17 protein-coding genes are annotated in these 20,916 nt (G+C 72.8%); 15 read left to right on the forward strand and 2 right to left on the reverse strand.

The genetic code is table 11. The features are described from left to right. The first annotated feature begins 997 nt into the window (after positions 1-997). The gene (locus ACLQ2X_RS00545) at positions 998-1,558 is read left to right on the forward strand and encodes a hypothetical protein (protein ID WP_425678885.1); all 561 of its coding nucleotides are present in this window, start codon (positions 998-1,000) and stop codon (positions 1,556-1,558) included. Here ACLQ2X_RS00545 and ACLQ2X_RS00550 read toward each other — a convergent pair. Continuing rightward, on the reverse strand, positions 1,519-3,504 hold the full coding sequence (locus ACLQ2X_RS00550) for a hypothetical protein (protein ID WP_425678886.1): 1,986 nt from the start codon (positions 3,502-3,504) through the stop codon (positions 1,519-1,521). The genes ACLQ2X_RS00545 and ACLQ2X_RS00550 overlap by 40 nt on opposite strands. 192 nt (positions 3,505-3,696) lie before the next feature. Here ACLQ2X_RS00550 and ACLQ2X_RS00555 point away from each other — a divergent pair, with 192 nt between their 5' ends. Next, positions 3,697-5,181, forward strand: a complete 1,485-nt coding sequence (locus tag ACLQ2X_RS00555) for a S8 family serine peptidase (protein WP_425678887.1) — start codon at positions 3,697-3,699, stop codon at positions 5,179-5,181. Positions 5,182-5,239: 58 nt separating this feature from the next. Here the strand turns inward: ACLQ2X_RS00555 and ACLQ2X_RS00560 are convergent, their stop codons facing one another. Next, a complete protein-coding gene (locus ACLQ2X_RS00560; protein ID WP_425678888.1) occupies positions 5,240-6,835 on the reverse strand; it encodes a ricin-type beta-trefoil lectin domain protein in 1,596 nt (531 codons plus the stop codon). A gap of 511 nt (positions 6,836-7,346) precedes the next feature. Here ACLQ2X_RS00560 and ACLQ2X_RS00565 point away from each other — a divergent pair. The 13 genes from ACLQ2X_RS00565 (at position 7,347) to ACLQ2X_RS00625 (ending at position 20,915) form a co-directional block, all read left to right on the forward strand. Next, complete coding sequence (locus ACLQ2X_RS00565; protein ID WP_425679521.1) at positions 7,347-7,835, forward strand: sigma-70 family RNA polymerase sigma factor; 489 nt, start codon at positions 7,347-7,349, stop codon at positions 7,833-7,835. A 97-nt stretch (positions 7,836-7,932) separates the two neighbouring features. Next, positions 7,933-8,820, forward strand: coding sequence for a zf-HC2 domain-containing protein (locus ACLQ2X_RS00570; protein WP_425678889.1), 888 nt, complete (start codon positions 7,933-7,935; stop codon positions 8,818-8,820). Positions 8,821-8,942: 122 nt separating this feature from the next. Continuing rightward, a complete protein-coding gene (locus ACLQ2X_RS00575; protein ID WP_425678890.1) occupies positions 8,943-10,172 on the forward strand; it encodes a ricin-type beta-trefoil lectin domain protein in 1,230 nt (409 codons plus the stop codon). A gap of 89 nt (positions 10,173-10,261) precedes the next feature. Next, positions 10,262-10,705 (forward strand): DUF4913 domain-containing protein, encoded by a 444-nt coding sequence (locus ACLQ2X_RS00580; RefSeq protein ID WP_425678891.1) that lies wholly within the window; start codon positions 10,262-10,264, stop codon positions 10,703-10,705. A 123-nt stretch (positions 10,706-10,828) separates the two neighbouring features. Next, complete coding sequence (locus tag ACLQ2X_RS00585) at positions 10,829-11,569, forward strand: hypothetical protein (RefSeq protein ID WP_425678892.1); 741 nt, start codon at positions 10,829-10,831, stop codon at positions 11,567-11,569. 713 nt (positions 11,570-12,282) lie between these two features. After that, on the forward strand, positions 12,283-12,786 hold the full coding sequence (locus ACLQ2X_RS00590; protein WP_425678893.1) for a hypothetical protein: 504 nt from the start codon (positions 12,283-12,285) through the stop codon (positions 12,784-12,786). Continuing rightward, entirely contained in the window at positions 12,783-13,472 is a 690-nt protein-coding gene (locus tag ACLQ2X_RS00595) for a hypothetical protein (RefSeq protein WP_425678894.1), read from the forward strand. Before ACLQ2X_RS00590 ends, ACLQ2X_RS00595 begins: the two co-directional genes overlap by 4 nt. Positions 13,473-13,528: 56 nt before the next feature. Further along, complete coding sequence (locus ACLQ2X_RS00600) at positions 13,529-13,906, forward strand: hypothetical protein (protein WP_425678895.1); 378 nt, start codon at positions 13,529-13,531, stop codon at positions 13,904-13,906. 68 nt (positions 13,907-13,974) lie between these two features. After that, a complete protein-coding gene (locus ACLQ2X_RS00605; protein ID WP_425678896.1) occupies positions 13,975-14,679 on the forward strand; it encodes a hypothetical protein in 705 nt (234 codons plus the stop codon). 1 nt (position 14,680) lies between these two features. Continuing rightward, the gene (locus ACLQ2X_RS00610; RefSeq protein WP_425678897.1) at positions 14,681-15,874 is read left to right on the forward strand and encodes a hypothetical protein; all 1,194 of its coding nucleotides are present in this window, start codon (positions 14,681-14,683) and stop codon (positions 15,872-15,874) included. A 27-nt stretch (positions 15,875-15,901) separates the two neighbouring features. After that, the gene (locus ACLQ2X_RS00615) at positions 15,902-17,401 is read left to right on the forward strand and encodes an SCO6880 family protein (RefSeq protein ID WP_425678898.1); all 1,500 of its coding nucleotides are present in this window, start codon (positions 15,902-15,904) and stop codon (positions 17,399-17,401) included. Beyond that, positions 17,398-19,170, forward strand: a complete 1,773-nt coding sequence (locus ACLQ2X_RS00620; protein ID WP_425678899.1) for an ATP/GTP-binding protein — start codon at positions 17,398-17,400, stop codon at positions 19,168-19,170. Before ACLQ2X_RS00615 ends, ACLQ2X_RS00620 begins: the two co-directional genes overlap by 4 nt. A 35-nt stretch (positions 19,171-19,205) precedes the next feature. Further along, positions 19,206-20,915 carry a type IV secretory system conjugative DNA transfer family protein gene (locus ACLQ2X_RS00625; protein WP_425678900.1) on the forward strand — a complete coding sequence of 570 codons (1,710 nt, stop codon included), beginning with the start codon at positions 19,206-19,208 and terminating at the stop codon, positions 20,913-20,915. The last annotated feature ends 1 nt before the right edge of the window (position 20,916 follow it).

The following is a 20,916-nucleotide window of genomic DNA, read 5'->3' on the forward strand; positions in this document are numbered from 1 at the left end:
CGTGGGCCGGCCAGTCCGTAGTGAGCCGGACGGCAGGATGACGGTGGCGAAAGACAGGGAGGGCGACGGGTGCGGATGCGGCGAGCCGTTCAGGCGGTGCTGGTGCTGGTCGGGATCTGGCTGGCGCCGGCCGCTTCGGCGCACGCCGCGCCAGCGGAGACCGGCCGGTACTACGTGGTCGGCCCGCCGGTCGACGGACAACGGGAGTACCTGTACGCCATCGCGGTGCGTACGCTCGGCAACGGCAACCGCTACCGAGAGATCGTCGGCCTGAACATCGGCCGGGCCCAGCCGGACGGTGAGATGTTCACCGATGGGCTGACGCTGAACCCGGGCTGGGTGCTCGTCCTGCCCCGGGACGCGAGGGGCCAGGGCGTACGCGTCGGCCCGTTGCCCCGCACCGGCGGCCGGACCACCCCGCCGGTGGCCCGGACGCCGGCCGCCGAGCGGTCCACGCCCCCGCCTACCGCGGCCGCTCCGGCCCGTACCACGGGCGCGCCCACCCGGGTCCCGCCATCCACACCGGCACGGCCTCCGGCCACCGCGCAGGCGGCCGCGCCCCCGCCACAGAGGTCGACGACCCTGGACGGCGCCAACCCGCTGGTGATCCGGCTCGGTGCGGGCGTCCTGTCGGTGCTGCTCGTGGTGGCGGCAATCGTGCTGCTGCGCCCGCTGCGTTCGGGTCGACGCCTGTCCGTGGTCGGCGACGACGGGCCGTGGCCGCCCGAACGGCACCACACGCCTGCTCCCGCCGACCGCGCACCGGGCGCACCGGCGCTGTCGGACGACACAACGACGCCACTGGAGCCCGCCGCACCGACCCCACCTGCGGTGACCGCGGCCCCCCCGGCCCGGGGCGCCGGGGCCCCCGGGGGGGGGGGGGTCGACGCCGGCTGGGGGCGCGCCCCCCCCGCCCCCCCGCCCCCCCCCCCCCCCCGCCCCCCCCCGGCCGGTCGCACCACCGGAAGGGTCGGCCCCGGACACGCCGCGCCCACCGTTGCCGGGCGGGAACGAGGCGCCGTACCTCACCGCCGATCTGGACACCGACGTCGGCCCGGCCCGGGTCAGGCTGGTCGGGGTGGCCGCCGGCCGGGGCGTGCCGCCGTACGCCTGGCTGGGCCCGGAGGACGCGGCGCCACCCGCGGTGCTGCCGTTGGTGCTCGGACGCAGTGGTCCGTGGCGCCTGCACGTCGATCTCGCCCGGGTGCCCGATGTGCTCACGCTCGTCGGGCCGGTGGACATCTGTGGCCGAGCCGCCGCGATGCTCGCCGGGTCTCTGTCGGCCGCCGGTGTCGGTGTGGCGGTCGTGGGGGACGCGCTGGGAGCGCAGCCGCCGGTCGGCTTCCGACGGCTGCCCGGCCTGCCCGATCCGCCGGGGCCCGGAGGCAAGCTGCCGGAGCCGTGCGTGGTGTTCACCGCCGGTCCGCCGCCGGCCGGAGCGCGTGGGCTCGCCGCCGCCACCGGAGGGCGGTGCGTGCCCGTGGTGCTCGGACCGGTCCCAGCGGGACGCTGGTCGCTTCAGCTCGACGTGGACGCAGATCCGGTCGGCGCGGACTGAACGCCGCGCAGCACCACGGGCAGCGATCCCGCGGCCACCCCGGTCATCGCCTCCCACACCCCCTCGCGTGCCAGGTGGACCCGGTCCACCTGCACCCGGTCGTAGGACCGGCTGCTGAGGAGCAACTCGACCCCGGCCCGCCGTAGTCGTTCCGCCCGCCCGCGGACCAACGGCAGGCTGGCGAGAGCGTCGGCGGTGGTGCCGATGTCGACCGTGCGGCCCCGTGGCACCCGCACCTCCACGAGCAGCCGGCCGGGCCGCGCAGCCGGCCGCCTGCGGAACAGCGGCAACCAACCCGGTGCCAGGCCGCGGGACCGGGTCGGCAGCAGCGCGTACGCCCGTCGGGTGCCGTGCGCCGGCCACCGGCTCACGTCATGCGGCAGCCCGCCCACCGACGCGCCTGCCGGCGCGGAGCGGATCCGCAGTGGCCCGTCGGCTAGCCCTTCAACCGGCCGGAACCGGCCGTCGTCGATCTGCCGGTACCCGTCGCGCACCCGCGTCCGGTCCAGCCGGCCGGCCGGCAGCAGGTAGGTGTCCGGTGCCCCGAGTAGGTACTGCAGCCGTGCCGGGATGTGGGAACGCAACGCCTGCACCGGGATCGCGCCGCCGGGTTCGATGCACACCCGCAGGAGATCGGCCCGGCGCGGCGCGGCGCGCGGGTCCAGGTAGGCGACGAGAAAGAGCTCGGGACTGGGTACGCCTTCGGTCGCGGCCCGGGCAAGGCCGCCGTCGACCGGCACGAACGCCTCGAAGGCGGTGGCGGTTACCTGCTGGCCGGGGCGCAGCCAGGGCGGCCCGTACCGGCCGGCGCGGCGGCGCTCGGCGGCCAGCGTGGGGCGGACGGAGGAGGCCGGGACAGCGACCTCACCGCCGGCCGACGTCATGGCGGCCGGCGCGTCGGCTTCGGCGTCGACAGCCACCACGATCCGCTCCCGCGCCGACCGGAGCATCAGCCGGCCGTCGGGGGTGGCATGGACGGTCGGCTGGTTGTCGGCGTAGCGCGGGCGGTGGGCCTGCCAGGCCGCCACGCCACCCGCCGCGTCGAGCGCGCGCAGGTGGCGATCGCCGCCGACGAGTTCCGCCCGCCCTCCCGGCGGCGGCGTCCAGACCGTCGCGCCGGTCGTCTCGGCCAGTTCGGTGGCCTGCGACACGAGCTTCGCCTGCTCGTCCGACTCGGACGGCCAGGTGAGCCACAGTCGCAGGTCAGCGCCGTAGAGCGGCAGCTCACCCAGGAGCGCGGCGAGGTGGCCGGCGTCGCGCACCTGCTGCGTGCCGCTGTAGTCGCCGATCAGGAAGCCGCCGGAGCGGGCCGTGACGGAGACCGTCACCAGGTCCGCCGCGGTGGCGCCGAGCCGGTGGGCGGTGGCCCGGCGGGACACGAAGTCCGCCCGGGTGGCCAGTGCCACACCGGTGCCCAGGGGCAGGTTGACCACCCCGGTCCGGGGTCGGACCAGGCCGTCCTGCACGGCGAACCAACCGGGCAGCGGAGTGGCGAGGTCGGGGGGTTGCAGCACCAGCCAGTCCATCGGTTGGCGGGTGACCCGGTCCAGTGGCAGCGCGTGCAGCGGACCGTTGTCGGTGTTGGGAGCGGGGCCGGCCAGCACCTGCCTGATGTCCGCGCCGTCCGGGCTGACCAGCACGTCGTGCCCCAGCAGCCCGGCCACCTCGGTGAACAGCTCGGCATGGCGGGCGCCGTCGTCGGTCAGGATACGCACGTCGTCCGCGGCGTCCCCGGTGCGCCGCACCAGGTCCGCCACGGCGGCCGCGTCCAGCGGGCGATCCGGTTCGGCGGGAAGCGCCGGCCTGCCCCGGGGACCGCAGACCAACCACAGATCCAGCAGGCCGGGGACCCGCCGGTGCCGGCGCGGGTCGAAGCGGCGGGTGGTCGGCACCCGGTCGATCCCCGGGCCGTCCACGGTGGCGGTGCGTGTCAGCTCTGTCCCCACCGTCCCCGCCTTCGTCGCATCGACGCCTCACCTCGACCGGAGTGGCCGACGCCCCAGGCCGGTACTCTCGGCGGTCTCCATGACGAGCGGCATGGAAATCTGGTTCAGATTGATTTGAACGAAGTCGGCGCTGATCCGCAATAGAGGTTGACGGCCGAACGCTGCGGGCCGCGGTTACGGAAGGGGACCCTGGTGCTGGCGAAGCACTCCATCCTTGTTCGACTACTCGTAGTCGTCATGGCCGGCTGCGCGGTCCTGGCCGCTCCACTGCCCTCGGCCGCCAACGCCCCGGACACCGAGCCGTACGTGAAGTACTACGTGGTCACGGCGCGACACCAGAGCCAGCCGGAGAGTCTTACCGAGATAGCCCTGCGCCTGCTGGGCAGTGGCGAGCGGGCCGCCGAGATCTACCAGCTCAACACCGGTCGGGTCCAGCCGGACGGGGCTCGGCTGACCGATCCGGGCGCGCTGCGGGCCGGGTGGTACCTGGTCCTGCCGTGGGATGCGGTCGGTCCGGGCGTCGAATACGGACAGTTGCCAACCACTGGCCGACCGTCAAGCCGACCTGTCCCGACACGCTCGCCGAGCGCCCGGCCGGGGGGCAGACCGGCACCGAGTCCGACGTCCACTGCCCCCCGCCCGAACGGTGGTGCCAGCCCGACCGTCCGGTGCACCGCCACCACGGCATCGAGCAGTCGCTCGGAGTGGGCGCAGTTGCGGATGGCCCCCGACAGCGCGTGGGCCCTGACCCGCGGCAACGGGGTCAAGGTCGCCGTCGTCGACACCGGCGTCGACGCCGGCGCCCAGCAGCTCAGCGGCCGGGTCGCGGTGGGCGCGGACGTCACCGCCGGCAACGGGCGGGGGGACACGGACTGCCTCGGCTCCGGTACGGCGATGGCGGGCATCATCGCCGCTGACGACAGCGTCGACGGCAGCCCGGTGGGTCTCGCGCCGGACGCGACCATCGTGCCGGTGCGGATGGTCCGGTCCTCGGGGGACGCCCGCCCGGCCGACGCCGCGACGGCCATCGAGGTGGCGGTCAGCACGGGCGCCTCAGTGGTGGCGCTGGGCTCCCGGGTCGACCTGGCTGACCCGGCCGTGGCGGCGTCGCTGTCCACCGCGTTGAAGCACGACGTGCTTGTGGTGGCCGGTGCGCCGGTCAAACCCACCAAGATCCCGTCACCCCGGGGGGAATCCGCCGCCGGGGCCCTGCTGCTCGCCGGTGGCGTCGGCGCCGGCGGTCAACTCGCCGAGAAATATCTCGACGGGTCGGTCGAGGTGGTCGCGCCCGGCATCGAGGTGGCGACGCTCGGTGTCGGCGGGAGCAAGGTGGTCGGCAAAACCGGCACCGAACTCGCGGTCGCGTTCGTGGCCGGTGAGGCCGCGCTGATCCGGGCCGCGCAGCCCGACCTCACCGCCGCGCAGGTCGAGGAGCGGATCCGCGACACCGCCGACCCGGTGGGCGGGCAGGTGGCCGAGGGGGACACACGGTACGGCGCCGGCATGATCAACCCGACGGCCTCGGTCGCGCCGACCCTGGACGGTCAGGAACAGACCGCCGCGCAGGCCAACCGGCGCGGGGGCGCGCTGCTCGCCGTCCTCCTGGGCTTCGCGCTGGTGTTCGGCGCGGGCGGCTTCCTGGCCGTCCGGCGGCGTCGCCGCCGGTACGCGGGCTGACCTGAACGCCCCGGCGCCCCGGTCACCGCGAGTGGGTGACCGGGGCGCCGCCGCGTGGCTACCGCAGCGACCAGGCCTGCTCCCCGTTGAACACGCACGTCCACATGTTCAATGGGGGGGTCGCGCCGTACCCGCCGAGGTCCAGACAGCGGCTGGTCGCCCGGTTGAACAGGACCCGGACGGCCTTGTCGTTCTCCACCCACTCCCACTTCTGGGCCGGGTTGCCGCTGCACAGGGCGGTCTGGACAACCGCGCCGTCCCGCTTCTCACCCCAGGCCACATCCAGGCAGAGACCGTTCGCCCGGACACTCCCGTCGGCCGGGAACGTCCACCACTGCAGCCGCTCCTCCCTGCACTGCCGGAGGACGACCTGGACCCCGTCCCCGCTGCCACCGCTGGCGCACAGTCCGAGCGCGGTCAGGAAGAGTTGCTTGGCGCCGGCCGGGCGGGCCGGCGGGGCCGGCGGCGCGGGCTTCTGCGTCGTGGCCGGCGGGCGGATCGACGGCGACCCGCTTGGCCGCGCTGGGCGAGGCGTCACCGTCGCGGTCGGCCGCGGCGACGGGGGCGTGGCGGACGGGCTTGCGGTGGCCGGCGCGACGCGGAGCCGGTCGTCGAGGGCGTAGAAGTCGGTGAACTCCCGCACCTTCCGCAGGAACGCCTGCGTCGCGGCGTCGAGCTCACCGCCGCTCTGGCGTAGCGCGGTGGGGCCGTGCCGGTAGGCGGCCAGTGCCAGCAGCCCCGGGTCGCCGTCGAGGCCGGCGAGGTCCCGCCGCAACGCGCAGACCGCGGCGCCCGCCGCCGGTAGGGCCGCCTGCGGATCCCACGGCGAGGCGCCCGCCGGCCCGTGTGCCCGCCAGACCTCGGGCAGGAACTGGGCGATCCCCCGCCGGCCGTCGTCGCCGAGCAGGTTCGGGTCGAAGCCGGACGACGCCATGACCTGGGCCGCCACCGCGGCCGGCGGGACCTCCGGGCACACCGAGCCGGCCCGCACCACAAGCGGTACGTAGTCCGCCGGCACCGCCTTGGGCTGTGCCGGCGCGGTGTCCGGTCGGGTGGTGCCGGAGCCGCCGAACGCGCTCAGCTCGCCGTAGTACGCCGCGTAGCGGCTCACGTCGTCGACGTACCCGACCGCATCCGGGGGCACGCCCTTCTCCTCGCGTACCTGGTCCACTCCGGTGTGGAACGCGGCCAAGGACAAACGCCACGGGTCACCGGGGATCTCGGCCGCCCGTACCTGGCCGCTGAGGTCGCACATCCGGTGGGCCAACGCGAGGATGTTCGCGGCGATGTCGGTGCGCTCCGCCCCCGGCCACGGCGCCCAGGAACTCCACGTGTCGTCGTCCAGCCCGGCGAAGCCGCGACCGCCGGAGGCGGTCTTCTTGGCCCGCCCGTCCAGCCCGGACTCGGTCATCAACTGCCCGGCGAGGCGGGCCGGGGTCAGCGTGGGGCAGGAGCGGGCCGCGGCCCGGACGGCGGTCAGGTGCTCGGCGGAGACCGTACGGCCGGTCAGCCTGTCGTCGCGGGCCGTGGCGATTCCCCAGCTCACGGACGCGACCACCATGCACAGCACGGCGAGGCCGGCGGCGATGGCGGCGACGACACGACGCGGGATCCGGGCGAGCCGGGATCGGGTGCCAGGAAGATTGGGTGTCACGAGGGCTTCCCTTCCGGTGATGACGTCGTAGGCGTGACGGATGCGCGACGTCCTCGGTTCACCCGACCGGAATCGGATCCGAATCCCGTCCGGCAGCCATTGAACCGATCAGCATGTCGGGCCGTCAACGTGGACGCCGCCGGTCGGACCGACCCGCTGGCTGTCCGGACCGTCGATCGGAGCACTCGATGTCGACTTGCCAGCACCTGCCCGGCCCGGGACCGACAGGTGTCTCCGTCAGCGGGACGGCCGCGGGTCGACCTGTCGGCCCCGGACCGGGGTCGCCCCGATGAGCGTGGGCGTCCTGGTCGCCGGAGGCCGGCCGGGAGCGGCGTCCGATCGGTACGGTTATCCTCTTCCTCCAGAGGGGCTCGACGTCAGGGCGTCGGGCCGACCGTGCGGGCGTGTCCCACACGTCACGGGGAGGCATTCTGTGTCGGCGGTGCCCAACGAGGCGGTGGATCCCGGAGTGCCGGGTGGGGCCGTAGCGCAGGGTTCCCCCGAGAGCCTCATGCGGTGGATGCACGAGCAGTACCGGGAACCGCTGCTGCGTTTCGTCACCCGCCTCGTCCTGGGCCGGCAGGAACTGGCCGAGGATCTGGTCCAGGAGACCTTCCTGCGGGCCTGGCGCAACCTGGCGACGCTGGCCGAGGAGCCGCGCCGGATCGCGCCCTGGCTCTACACCGTCGCTCGGCACGTGGCCGTCGACGCCGGCCGAGCCCGGCAGGCCCGGCCACCCGAGGTCGCCGTGCCGGACCTCAACCGGCTCACCTCGACCGAGGACGAGATGGAACGGGTGGTCAACGCCCACACCGTCCGACTGGCGCTGCGGCAGATCAAGCCGGAGCACCGGGAGGTCCTCGTCGAGATGTACTACAAGGGAGCCTCGGTCGCGGAGGCCGCGGAGCGCCTCGGGATACCCGAGGGTACGGTAAAGTCCCGGACGTACTACGCGGTGCGGGCGTTGCACGCGGTGATCGGCCCGGTCGAGTCGGTTTGATGAACCTCCCAGCGGCTCCCCGTCCGATCCCGGGCACCGGTGCGGTGACCCGGATCGTTACGCTGGCGCACCCTGTGTCGGACCGGGAGGGGGCGTGATGCGCACCGGGGGTGAGAACCCGACGTCCGAGCACGAAGCCCTGGCGCTCTATCTGCTCGGCGCGCTGGACGAGGTCGACCGCGTCGCCTTCGAGGCGCACCTCGCGGGCTGCGACGAGTGCCTCCACGCCGCGGCCGACCTGGGCGGCGTGACCAGTGGGCTCGGTGGCCTGAGCGCGGCCGACTGGGACGAGTTCGCGCTTCCACCGGCCGCCGTCCTGCCGCCGAGGACCCCTGCGGAATCCGCGGCGTCCGCCCTTGCGCAGGTGGCCTCACCCGTCGTGCCCGAATCCTTCCCGCCCGCTGTTTCGGCGTCCGGGTCGGACCTGGACGGGCCGGTCGAGTCGGCCGGCGGGCCGGCGCCGACGGGTCGGCGACCGGTAAGAGCCGTCCGGGGGCCGGGTGGCGGCACGACGGGGCCGGCGACGGTGCCCGGCGATGGCACCCGACCCGGCGGTGGCCGGTCTCCGGCCCTGTCCGCGCGTCGCCGGTTACTGCTCTGGGCCGGGGCGGTGACGCTGGCGGTCGCGGTGCTCACCGGGGGGGTCGTGGCCACGGTCGGGGGCGGCGGGGGCCGCGACGACCTGGTGCTGACCGCGACCGGGGAGGCGCCCGGTCAGGGCGTGAACCTCTCCGTCTCGATCACCACTCACGAGGGCCGGGGTTCCACGATCAGGATCACCGCGACCGGGCTGCGGTCGGGTCTGCGCTACCGGCTCTTCGCGGTGACCCGCGACGGCGTCACCCATCCGGTACGGGACTGGACCGCCTCGACCGGTCCGCAGGAGGTGACCGGTGAGTTGTCACCGCCGGTCGATCAGCTCTCCTTCGTCGGCGTGGGCCTGCCCGACGGCTCTTCGGTGGTCACCGCGCCGATCTCTCGCTGACCGGCCGGCCCGGTCCGCGTCGTCCCGGTTGAACCGAACACCCTCCCGCACCGTCGTGTTGGCGTGCGTCTGGCGCACTCGTCGGGGACGTGGGCGTCCCCACCAGGCCAACGGAGGGCTACATGGCTGTGAAGACCGCATCATCGGCGACCCGCGGGGCGGGAACGCGCAGGAGGGCCGCACTCCTCGCCGTCGTGCTGCTCGCGCTGGGTCTGACCGTGGGCGTGCCGGGCGGTACGGCGACCGCCGCCGCCGGGGCGCGGGTGACGTTCGTCAACGCCACCGCGGAGACACTGTGGATCGGTGCGGGGGAGAGTGGGGACGGCTCCCGGCCGATCACCGGCCTGCCCACTCTGCGCCCCGGTGAGTCGAGCACGGTGGCCATCCCGGACGACGGTGAGCCGGGCCACTGGCGCGGCCGGTTCTTCGCCCGCCAACGCTGTGACGGCGACCCCAACGGTGCGTTCCGGTGCCTCGTCGGTGACTGCGGTGCCTTCGCGGACCGGTGTGAGCGGGGCGCTGAGCCGGTGAGCCTGGCCGAGTTCAACTTCGACCGGAACAACCCGGCGGCGCCCTGGTACAACGTCAGCTACGTTGACGCGCTGTCCACGACGATCACGATCGACGCGCCCGGCGCACCGCGGCCGGAGAAGGCGGGCAGCTGCGCCCGGTGGGACTGTTCCGCGGGTCAGATGCTCGCCGCCTGCCCGGAGGCGCACGCTCTCCGCGACCCGGCCCGGGGTGACCGGGTGAACTGCGTCAACCCGAACCGGGACGCGGAGAGCGCCTACACCGCCGCGCTGCTCCCGTTCGATCCCCGTGCCTACCTGTGGTCGACCCACGACCGGGTCGCCGGCAACGAGACGGTCTACAACTGCCCGGGCTGCTCGGACGTCATGGTGACGTTCCACAGCGGTGGGGCCGCGCCGACCCCGCCGGCGGGGCGTACTGCCGCCGGGCCGGCCGCCGGCTTCGCGCTGCGCGGGTACGCGGACAAGTGCGTCGACGTGCCGGGCGGCGAATCCGTCGACGGCGTGCGGTTGCAGCTGTGGGGGTGCAACGGCACCGCGGCCCAGCGGTTCACGCGCGGACGCGGCGACACGCTGGTGGTGCTGGACAAGTGCATGGACGTCGCGTGGGCGTCGCGGGACAACGCGGCCAAGGTGCAGTTGGCGCACTGCAACGGCGGACCGGCGCAGGTGTGGGTCGGCGAGGGTGGGCTGCTGCGCAACCCGAACTCGGGCAAGTGCCTCGACGTACGCGACTGGAACTCCGACGACGGCACCCCGTTGCAGATCTGGGAGTGCGCCGCGAGCCAGAGCAACCAGAACTGGCGCCAGGCGGGCCGCTGACACAAAAGTTGGCGCGTGGGTGAACCGGGAGCGCCTCGCATACGTGATCCGGCGAGACTCGCCATGCGGAGTCGGATCGGAGCAGCAACATGACGCAGGTTGCCCAAGAACCCGAACTGTCGACCACCGGCCCGCCAGAGGCTCCGCCCCATTCCGGGCCGCCCGACGGCCAGGAGCCTGAAGAACCGTTCTTCATTCTGTATCTGTCTGGCCCGGACTACCAGGAGGAACTGCGTCGGCTGACGGTGTGGGTGAACAGCCTGCTGGTGCCGGTATACGGCCGCGAGGTGACATCCGGGCTCCCCTGGTGCCCTGAATGGCACCGGCACCCGGAAGCTGTCGCCCAGTTCCACGGACTGTGGTTGGCCTGGCACGAGAACACCGGGCCGACGGCTCCCCTGTCGGGTCCCGCGCTGTGGCATCGAGACCATCTCGGGCCGGTGATGCAGTCGCTGCGTGACCCCTCCGGCCCGTTCGCGGGTTGCCGGCGGGGGCACCACCGGGAGAAGGAAGCACCGTACGTCGATGATTGATGATTTCGTCGATTGTCGCCCTCGTGCGGTGCCGGCGGCCAGGCGCAGGTCCGGTTCGCCCGTGCCCTGACGGCTGATCGCATCGCGAACCACGAGGAACCGTTCTGATCGAGAGGGAGACCGATGACACAACCGGCGGACCAAGGATATGCCCTCCAGACATACCCTCCTCAGGGGACGGATCTGGAAGGGCAGCAGCAGATTTCTCTCGCTAGGGCTGCGTCAGCTTGGACGAGACAGCACATCAACTCGAACAGCATCGCCGATGACGTCATACTAGTCGCCACCTCGAGCACCGCTTTTGCCACGGCGATCAACGATTTTGCCTTCCAGAGTCAAACTGGAGGGCGGGTTATCGAACTCACCAACGCCGCCACCAATCTCGGAACCGGGGTGGTGGAACTTCTTACCAAGAGCGAGCAGAGAGATAATCCGGCTTTCGTCGTCTCCACCCTCGCGAGCGGTGCGATCTCGGTCGCGCGGGCGGTCGTCGATTTCGCGTTGAACAAGGACGAAGTCACCCAGAAAAACGTGCAGTTCGGCCTTACCCTGGCGCAGATGGCGCTCCAGGTGTGCAAGTGGGCAACGAAACCTTCGGTCGCGAAAGCCATGGGGAAGGAGGCCGCCAAGGCCTTGCGACCGCTGGCGACGTCGGTTGAGAACGACGTGCAGTCGGCCACCAGAGCCGTCGGGGCGTTCAGCGCCCCGCAGCGTCGCGCGACGGCCCCGGCCTCCTCCTCCAGGAGGTCTCCGGACCGATCGCCGGGTCAGGCCTCCTCGTCCATGGGGCCTGGCGATCGGCCGTCGCATGAGGGGCTGAGGCACAGGAGCGATAAGGGGAAGGGGAAGGAGAGGCGTCGCTAGTACTCCAACGTCATTCGGCTCCGGCGTCGGGTGTGGCGCGGACATGAAGGCGGCCACCGCATGATCATCGATGGCCTGTGAGGACAAGCGAAGATCGTGCGGTGGCCGCGTGCCACAGCGTGGACCCCGCCGGGTGGCCGGTAGCGCACGTCGAGTTCGTCGTACCGGGTGGCGACTGCTCGTGGCGTTTGGAGGGCTGGTTGATGCCGCGCTCGACGGCGTGACGGCGGTAGGTGACGGGTCGAAGGTCGGCGGCCGCTCGCCCTGGACGTCCTTCCTGCGCGGGCTGGCGGCCTGATCGATCCTGATGCGACTGGTTGCCGGGGGTGCGGCGGCAGTACTCCCGCACTGGCCATCGCTTGCGCCTACCCGAGACCCCTGCCGCAGCCGGCCCGAGCGCCTCACCGCCGCGGGCATCCCGGACGACGTCGGGTTCGCCACGAAGCCTGCCCCTGGCCCGGCCATGGTCGCCGCCGGGTTGGACGCCGGAGTCCCGTTCGTGTGGGCGACGGGCGACGAGGTCCACGGCGCAGTGGTTCGGCGATGTCACCGGATTCCCCGGCCGGGCGGGGCGAAAAAACCTGCGACCCGCGCTGAACCGAGCGGGCGGTCGCGTCGTAGAGCGGCCGTCGAGCGCTCCGGCCGCACCGCGAGGTGCCGGTGACGCGGTGGGCGAGCGCGACGGCGGGCAGGGAACGGAGGTGAGACGGACGATGAGCCAGTCGGTGATGCTGCGGCGGCCGGGGGAGCGCGACGAGAGTCGGGCCCGGCACCACGACGGCCTCTCGGCGGAGGGGATCGGCTGGATCGGTGCGCACGGCGGCGCGGGTGTCACCACCCTCACCCGGCTGCTCGGCGGCACCGACCTCGGCTGCCGGTGGCCGGACCGGGAGATCGGCGAACCGGCTCGGGTCGTGGTGGTCGGCCGGACCAACCTGGACGGGTTGCGGGCCGTATCCCGGGCCCTCAACGCGATCCGGGAGGGCCGGCATCCGGCCGGCATGCGGCTGGTGGGCGTGGTTCTGATCGCCGACGCGCCCGGTCGCCTACCGGGTCCGCTGGTCGGCCGGATCCGGTTGCTGCGGTCGGTCGCTCCGGTGTGGCGGGTGCCGTGGGTCCCGTCGTTCCGGGTGGGCGAGGAGCCCAAACGGCAGCCCCGCCAACTGGCACGGCTGGCCGCGCTGGTGGACGCCGGATCCGACGGGAAGCGGCGGTGAGTCGCCGGTTGCGGCCGGTTGCGGCCGTCGCCCTGGTCCTGGCGCTGATCGGACTGACGCCGTCGGCCGCGACGGCGGCCCCTACGCCGGCCACCGAACAGCTCACGGTGCGGATCGATGCCGATACCGCGTTCGTCTTCATTCTCTGTCTGAAGACCAGCACCACGGTGAATCCGGCAACCAGACCCCCCGGTAAGAACGACCGGCAGTGCTCCGGCAGGAAGCCCGCGAGCGAATTCGACATGACTGTCACGTTCACGCCCGGTGACACGGTGTGGATGGACGTCGAGATGATCGTGGGCGCCGGCTCCGTGACCAAGGACAACATCGACATCACCGGATCCACCAAGTGTTGGTTCACGGGCGTCGTGCACGCCGGCAAGTTCAGGTGCGACAGCGGGGTCAACAAGAAGAGCTTCACCCCGCCGTCATTCGAGCCGTACTCGATCGACGTTGAAGACCCGGAAACACCCGTCATGCAGCTACTGAACCTGATGGCCTGGTGCGTGAGCGCGGCCGCGGTGGCCGGCCTGCTCCTGACCGGCATGACGCTGGCATCGCAGATGCGGCGCGGCGCGCTGGAGGAGCGGACCGAGTACGTCCGACAGATCGCACTCGTGTTCGCGGCCTGCTTGATCGCCACCACCGCCGGGCCGATCGTCGAAGCCCTCGGATTCAGCCAGTGATGATCCGCCCGGGCGGTCCGGGCGGCAGCACATCCCCCGATCTCCAAGGAGCATCCATGAGCCTCTCCGACATCTACTACGGGGGCCTCGTGCGGATGGCGGGTCAGGTACGCCTGTCCTTCGCCTCCGAGGCACAGCCCAGGGCCGACGTTCCGCAGCCAGACGGTGGAACGCCACCGGAGGAACTCGCCACGATGGTGGAGCAGGCGCTCGGCCTGATCTCCTGGGCGGGCACGGCGGCGGGCGTCATGGGCGTACTGGTCACCGGCGCGGTGATGGCCATGTCCCACAAGCGGGGCGAGAGTTCGGAGCACATGAGCCGGCTGGGGGTGGTGCTGGCCGGCTGCATCCTGGTCGCCACGGCCGGGCCGATTGTCGCCTGGGTGTTCGGCGGCGACTCGGGCGGCGATTCGGGCGGGGGGGAGGCGAATTGAGGGCGGATCGCCGCCCGGACCGGACATCTGCCGTGAGGCCGAGACACCCGGCCGATCGGGAGGCCACGGTGGACGGGCTGTTCTGGCGGGACCGTCGATGGCAGTTCTCGGCCGCGTTCGTCGTGTTGGCCCTCTGCACCGGTACGGTCGCAGCGCTGGGCGGCGGCGACACCGGATCCCGCGCCGCGACGGTGTCCGGGCCGGTGATCGGCGCCCTCGCTCCCGACGGGTCGCGACCACAGGGCTGTCGCACCGTCGACGCCGCCCAGCCGCTTCCGGCCGTGGCGCCGCGCGACGTCACCTGGCGGCAGCTCAATGGGGCGGGAGTGCCCTTCTCCGCCTCGGCGGGTCCACTGAGGACGACCGGAGCGCTCCGGTGGTGTTTCGCGCACACCCCGATGGGCGCGGTCATGGCGGCACACACCATTTCCCGCCAGATGAGCGGCCCCGACTGGCGTGCGGTCAGCCGCGAGCAGCTCGTGCCGGGGCTGGGGCGGGACTACTTCGACGCGATGCGCGAGTCGATGGGGGAGGACGGACCACCGCAGACCGCCAATCGGCTGGCCGGGTTCCTGGTGACGAGGTATACGCCCAGGACCGCCGTCGTCCGGGTACTCGTCCGCCAGCCGACCGTGCGGTACTTCTCCGTCGACTACACCGTGGACTGGAACGGGGTGGACTGGCGGCTGCGACCGTTGAACTCCGGCGGCCTGTACGGCGCGGTCACACCCGTCCTCTCCCTCGCCGGCTTCGTCCTGTGGAACGAGACCTGAGGTGGGCGAGTGCGCGAGCGGTGATGCCGTCTACATCGGCACGGTGGGGCAGGTGGTCGGCTTCTTCGAGGGGGGGATCGACGGGATCCTCAGCGACATCGCCAGTGCCATCATGGGCGCGGCTGTCGACCTCTTCGCCAACCTCGGCAACGTCCCGGCCCTCGGTGACAAGACGCTCAACGACAACATCCGGATGCAGACCAACTGGCTCGTCGTGACCATCGCGGTGGCGTCGTTGCTGGCCGCGGCGTTCCGGATGGCACTGGAACGCAAGGCGAAATCCGGGGTGACGGCCCTGCTGGGCCTGGTCCGCATGATCCTCACCGTGGGGGCGTCGTGGTTGGTGCTCACCCTGCTCGCCAGGCAGGCGGACGCCTACAGCGAACACCTGTACGACGCGGGCATCAAGGCGCAGCTGAAGCTCATCGCCGGCTGCGGGACCGACGGGCTCACCGCCTTCCTGCTGATCGTCGTCGGGCTCCTGCTGCTGGTCGCCGGGTGCATCCACGTGATCCTGATGTACCTGCGGCTCGGCGTGATGGTGCTGCTCACCGGCACGCTCCCGCTGGCGGCCGCGGCCTCGATGTCCGACTGGGGCGGTGGGTGGTGGCGCAAGCACATCGCCTGGATGGTGGCCTGGCTGGCGTTCAAGCCGGTGGTCGGTCTGATCATGTATTCGGGCGCGGCCATGATCGGCTCCACGGGCGGCGACGCCAAACACTACAAGCTGGCGGGGGCCGCCATTCTGCTGATGGCCGCCGTCGCCCTGCCTGCGCTGATGCGGCTGGTCGTGCCGGCCATGGCGACGCTCGGCACCCGGGACGGAGTCGGCGCGGGCGTATCCGCCGGCGCCGCCGGGGTGGGCGCCGTGGCCAGCGGGGCCAAGAGGATCGCCGGAGCCGCTGGCCGGGCCGGCGCCGGCGGCCGCGAAAAGTCCAAGTCGCCCACCGGGGGCAACGCTCCCGGTGGTGGATCGGCGGGCGTCTCCGGTGGATCGGCGGGTGCCTCCGGCGGGTCGGCGGGTGCCTCCGGCGGGTCGTCGGGCAGCGCCGCGTCGAGGGCGAGACGCGTCGCCTTCGGCACGGTCGGGCTCGCGGCCTCGACAGTGCAGAAGAGCGCCGGCGCCGTCGCCGGCGTGCACAGACACGCCAGCGGTGTCGCCGGGGGAGCGCTGCCAGATGCCGACCGCGACTAGTGCCGGAAATTACCCAGGAGGACAACCATGACCGCGGCACCCGAACCGATCCGGACACCGACGTACGGCAACTGGCGTCGCCCTCGCAAGGCCGGACTGGGCTCACTGGGCCTGGTCGGGACCGTGGGTCTCTTCGGTGGCCTCGTGCTGGTCCTGATCGCCTCCATGGCCTCCCTGAACGCGGCCGTGGTGCTGGGGATCCCGATCGCGCTGGCCCTGGCGCCGCTGGCCATCCGCACCCAGGACGGCCGCAACGTCTACCGCACGGTAGGTGTGCGCGTCGGTTGGCTGCGACGCCGGTCCAAGCGGCAGCACCTCTACGTCTCCGGCCCGCTCTCGATGCGACCCGGCGGGCGGTTCCGCCCGCCGGGTCTGTTGAGCCAGGTGACGATGTTGGAGGGTCGCGATTCCTACGACCGTCCGTTCGGTGTGCTGTACCACCGCAACCGTCACCAGTACACCGTCGTGCTCAGCTGTGAGCCGGACGGCGGGTCCCTCGTCGACCCGGATCAGGTCGACACCTGGGTCGCCCTGTGGGGCGAGTGGCTCTCTCGGCTGGCACACGAGCCGGGACTGCGCGGTGCCTCGGTGATCGTGGAGACCGCTCCCGACCCCGGCACCCGGCTCGCCACCGAGGTGCTGGGTCGCCTCTCCCCGGACGCGCCGCCCGCCGCGCGGGCGGTCATGGAGGAGGTGGTGTACGAATACCCGGACGCGTCCTCCGAGATGAACACGTACCTGACGCTCACCTACTCGGCACCCGGCGGCGGCCGGCGGGACGACGACACCGTGCTCACCGACCTGGCACTGCGGCTGCAGGGCGTGCTCAACGGCCTGGTTGCCGCTGGTGGCGGGTTGGCGGAGCCGCTGTCGGCCGAACGGGTCGCCGAGGTCGTCCGGGTCGCGTACGACCCGGCCGTCGCCGCCGAGGTTCTCGACGTGCGCGCCCGGCACGGCCACACCGGGCTGGAGTGGGATGATGCCGGGCCGGCCGCGGCGGTCGAGACGGTCAGGTCCTACCAGCACGACTCCGGCGTCTCGCGGACCTGGCTGCTGACCATGGCACCGCGCGGCACGGTGCGAGCCGGGATCCTGCGCAGCCTGCTCGACCCGGCGGCCGGCATCCGCCGCAAACGGGTCGCGCTGATCTATCGCCCGATCGATCCGGCCACCTCCGCCCGGATCGTCGAGGCGGACCGCCGGTCCGCCCAGTTCATGGCCAACTCGACGAAGGGCCTGGTCCGGGCCCGCGCGATCGCGGAGATCGAGGCGGCCGAGCAGACGGCGGCGGAGGAGGCGTCCGGGGCCGGGCTGGTGGAGTTCTCGATGGTGGTGACACTGACTGTCGACTCGTCAGCCGAGGTGCGTGACGCCGACGTGACCATGCGGAACCTGCTGGGCGCCAGCCGGGTCGCGATGCGCCCGGCGGACCGGATGCAGGCCGCGGCGTTCACCTGCGCACTGCCTGTCGGCATCCTGCCCTGGGAGCAGACGATGATCCCGCACGAGCTTCAGGAGGCGCTGTGACGGCGGGGGTGGGCGGCGACGGGACCCGGGTGCTGGATCTCGGCGCCGGCTGGCCCCGTCGGGCGTCGGGCCCGGGCACGGCGATGTCCGGGCTGGTGGTGCCGGACGTGGACGAACAGGACCGGGAGCCCGACGAGATGGGCGCGCAGACCACGCGCGCGATGCGGCGGGCCCAGCGGCAGCGGGCCCGGGACGAGGCGGCCGAACAGCGTCACCGGCGGCGGCTGGCCCGGGCGAACCGCGACGACAGCGTGCCGCACCGTGGCTCCCACGCCGTGGGCGGCGGCCGGGTGGCCGCACTGGATCCGCCGACCATGTGGCGGGCCACCACCGTGCAGGCGTGCGGGCTGTGGCCGTTCGCCTCCGGGTCCGGTGCTCCGATGACCGGGGTGCCCCTGGGTCAGCACATCAGCACCGGGGCCACGGTGTGTGGAGATCCACTCAACTGGTTCACCAGGGCGCGGTACATCTCCAACCCGTCGCTGTTCATGCTCGGCATGCCCGGCCTCGGCAAGTCCACGTTGATCAACCGGATGCTGATCGGCCTGGCCGCCCAGGGTGTCGTCCCGCTGGTGCTCGGCGACCTGAAACCCGACTACGCGGACACCGTCCGCGCGCTCGGCGGGCAGGTCATCTCCATCGCCCGCGGCGTCGGCGGGCTCAACGTGCTGGACCCCGGCGCGATGGGGGCCGCCGCCACCCGGATCGGCGGGCAGGCCGGGCAGGCGCTGGCCGCCGAGACCCACGGCCGGGTGCTGAACATGGTGGCGGCGCTGCTCACCATCGTGCGGGGCGTGCCGATCAGCGACCACGAACAGTCGGTGCTCTCCGCCTGCCTGCGGCACCTGCGTGAGCGAACACCGCCCGGTCGGACATACCGATTGCCGGACCTGCTCGCGGTCCTCGACGCGGGGCCGCCGCGGGTCCGGCAGGTCACCCTGGACCGGGGACAGGAGTCCCGGTACCGCGACGCCGTCGACCCGCTGCACCGGTCGTTGCTCGGCATCCTGGACGGTCCGCTCGCCGACACCTTCGCGTCGGAGAGCGCCACCCGGATCGACCCGGACGCCACCGCCGTCTGCATCGACATCTCCGGCATCGGGGAGTCCGACGGGCAGTTGACCGCCGCCGCGATGCTCGCGGCCTGGTCGGACGGTCTGGGTACGGTGGCCGCCTCGCACGCGCTGGCGGACGCCGGCCTGGCGCCCCGGCGCTGGTTCTTCACCGTCCTGGACGAACTGTGGCGCCCGCTGCGCGCCGCCTCCGGCATCGTCGACCGGATCGACGCCCTCACCAGGCTGAACCGCTCGCTCGGACTCGCCGACGCGAAGATCACCCACACCTTGAAGGACGCCGAGGCGCTGGGCACCGAATCGGACAAGGCAAAGGCACGGGGTTTCGTCGAACGCGCCGGCATGGTGGCGTGCGCCGGCCTGCCGAAGGCGGAGATGGAGGACCTGGGCCGGGTGGTGGGGCTCTCCCGACGGGAGATCGAACTGGTCTCGTCGTGGTCCTCACCGGCCGGCTGGGCGCAGGAGGGCGGCAACGAGGAGCCGCCCGGCCGGGGCCGCTTCCTGATCAAGGTCGGTGGGCGTCCCGGCATCCCGATCCGGGTCGCGATCACCGAGGCCGAGCGGCACCTGCACGACACGAACAGGCGATGGATCGCCGAGGGCGACGCGGAGCGGATGCTGGCCGAACGGGCCGCCGTGGTACGCGCCGTCACCGCCGGCGACCTGCACGGCACGGCCGCAGCGGAGGCATGGTGAAGCGCGGTGGGGCCGGCGGCGATCTCCTGGCCTGGGTGATTCCCGTACTCGCGCTGATCAACCTCGTCCTCTTCGTCCTGCTGTGGCTCGGCGGCACACTCGCCACCGCGCTGGGTGGTTATGGCTGGCAACCACCGCCGTTCAGCCCGGGCGTCTACCTCAGCCTGCTCGGCGGCGACACCACGACGGTCTGGCCGGGCGTGCCGCCGGCACTGGTGTACGGCGGTGCGGTCGGGCTCGTGCCGGCCGTCGTCGTCCCGGTGATCGCGGTGACCCGTGCCCTCATCCGCCGTGCGCAACAGCCGTCGAACCTCGCCGGCGCGGCCGACCTGCGGGCCATGACGGGCAAAGCGGCCGAGGCCCGGGCCCGTGAGCTGCGCCCGTCCCTGCGCGGTGTCGCCCACCTGCGGCCGGACGACACCGGCAACCTACTGGGCGACCTCCTGCCGTCGGGACCCGAACTGCGTTCCTCGTACGAGGACGTGGAACTCGACCTGATGGCTCCGCGGGCCGGGAAGTCCACCGGCATCGCCGTCCCCCGGGTGCTGCGGGCGCCAGGTGCGGTGCTGTTGACGTCGAACAAGTCGGACGTCTTCCTCGTCACCCGGCAGGAGCGGTCCCGGGTCGGGCGGGTGTGGACGTTCGACCCGCAGGGGATCGTCTGGACCGAACGGGACATGTGGTGGGACATTCTTGGGTGCTGCCGCACCCTGGAGGGGGCGCGGCGGATCGCCGGGCACTTCGTCAGCTCGGTCAACGACGACTCGTCCAAGCGGGACTTCTGGATCACCGCCGCGCAGAACACACTAACCGCTCTCTTCCTCGCCGCCGCGCGCGGCGGTGCGACGATCGGCGACATGCTGTCCTGGCTCGCGGACCCGGGCGACCGCACCCCCGTCGACCTGCTTCGGGACAGTGGCCTGGACGCCATGGCCGACCAGCTCCAGGGCACCGTACGCGGCGCCGTGGAGACCCGCGACGGCATCTACGAAACCGCCCGGCAGTGCGTCGCCTGCCTGCTCGACCCGGAGATCCTGGCGTGGGTCAGCCCTGACCCGGACCGCCCGGAGTTCGTCCCGGAGGAGCATGTGCTCGGCCGGGACACGCTCTACCTGCTGTCCAAGGACGGCGGCGGATCGGCTGCGGGGGTGATCGCCGGACTGGCGGACGCCGTGGTCCGGGCCGGTGTGGTGGCCGCCGAACGGATGGGTGGCCGCCTGGACCCGCCGATGACCGCGGTACTGGACGAGGCGGCGAACGTGTGCCGCATCGCCGACCTGCCCGACCTCTACAGCCATCTCGGCTCGCGGGGCATCAGCGTGGTGACGCTGCTCCAGAGCTACCGGCAGGGGGTGCGGGTCTGGGGTGAGGCGGGGATGGACGCGCTGTGGAGCGCCGCCACGGTCAAGCTGTTGGGTGCCGGACTGGACGACGCCGACTTCGTGGACAAGGTGGCCCGCCTGGTCGGCCAGCACGACGTGCGTACCCAGTCCTACTCGCGCTCCCGCGAGGGCTCCTCCCGGTCGGTGTCGTACCGGCAGGAGCAGGCGCTGCCGGCGGACCGGATCAGGGCGCTGCCCAAGGGGAGCGCGCTACTGCTGGCAACCGGCGTGCGGCCGGCGATGATCCGGTTGCGTCCCTGGTACAAGGAACCGGACGCGGCGCCGATCGCGGCAGCGTCGCGCGCCGAGTTGCTGGCGGTCACCGAGCGTGCGGCGGCGGCCTGGCACCAGCGGGCGGAGTGAC

It is taken from the genome of Micromonospora sp. DT31, assembly GCF_049841795.1.
GTDB lineage: Bacteria > Actinomycetota > Actinomycetes > Mycobacteriales > Micromonosporaceae > Micromonospora.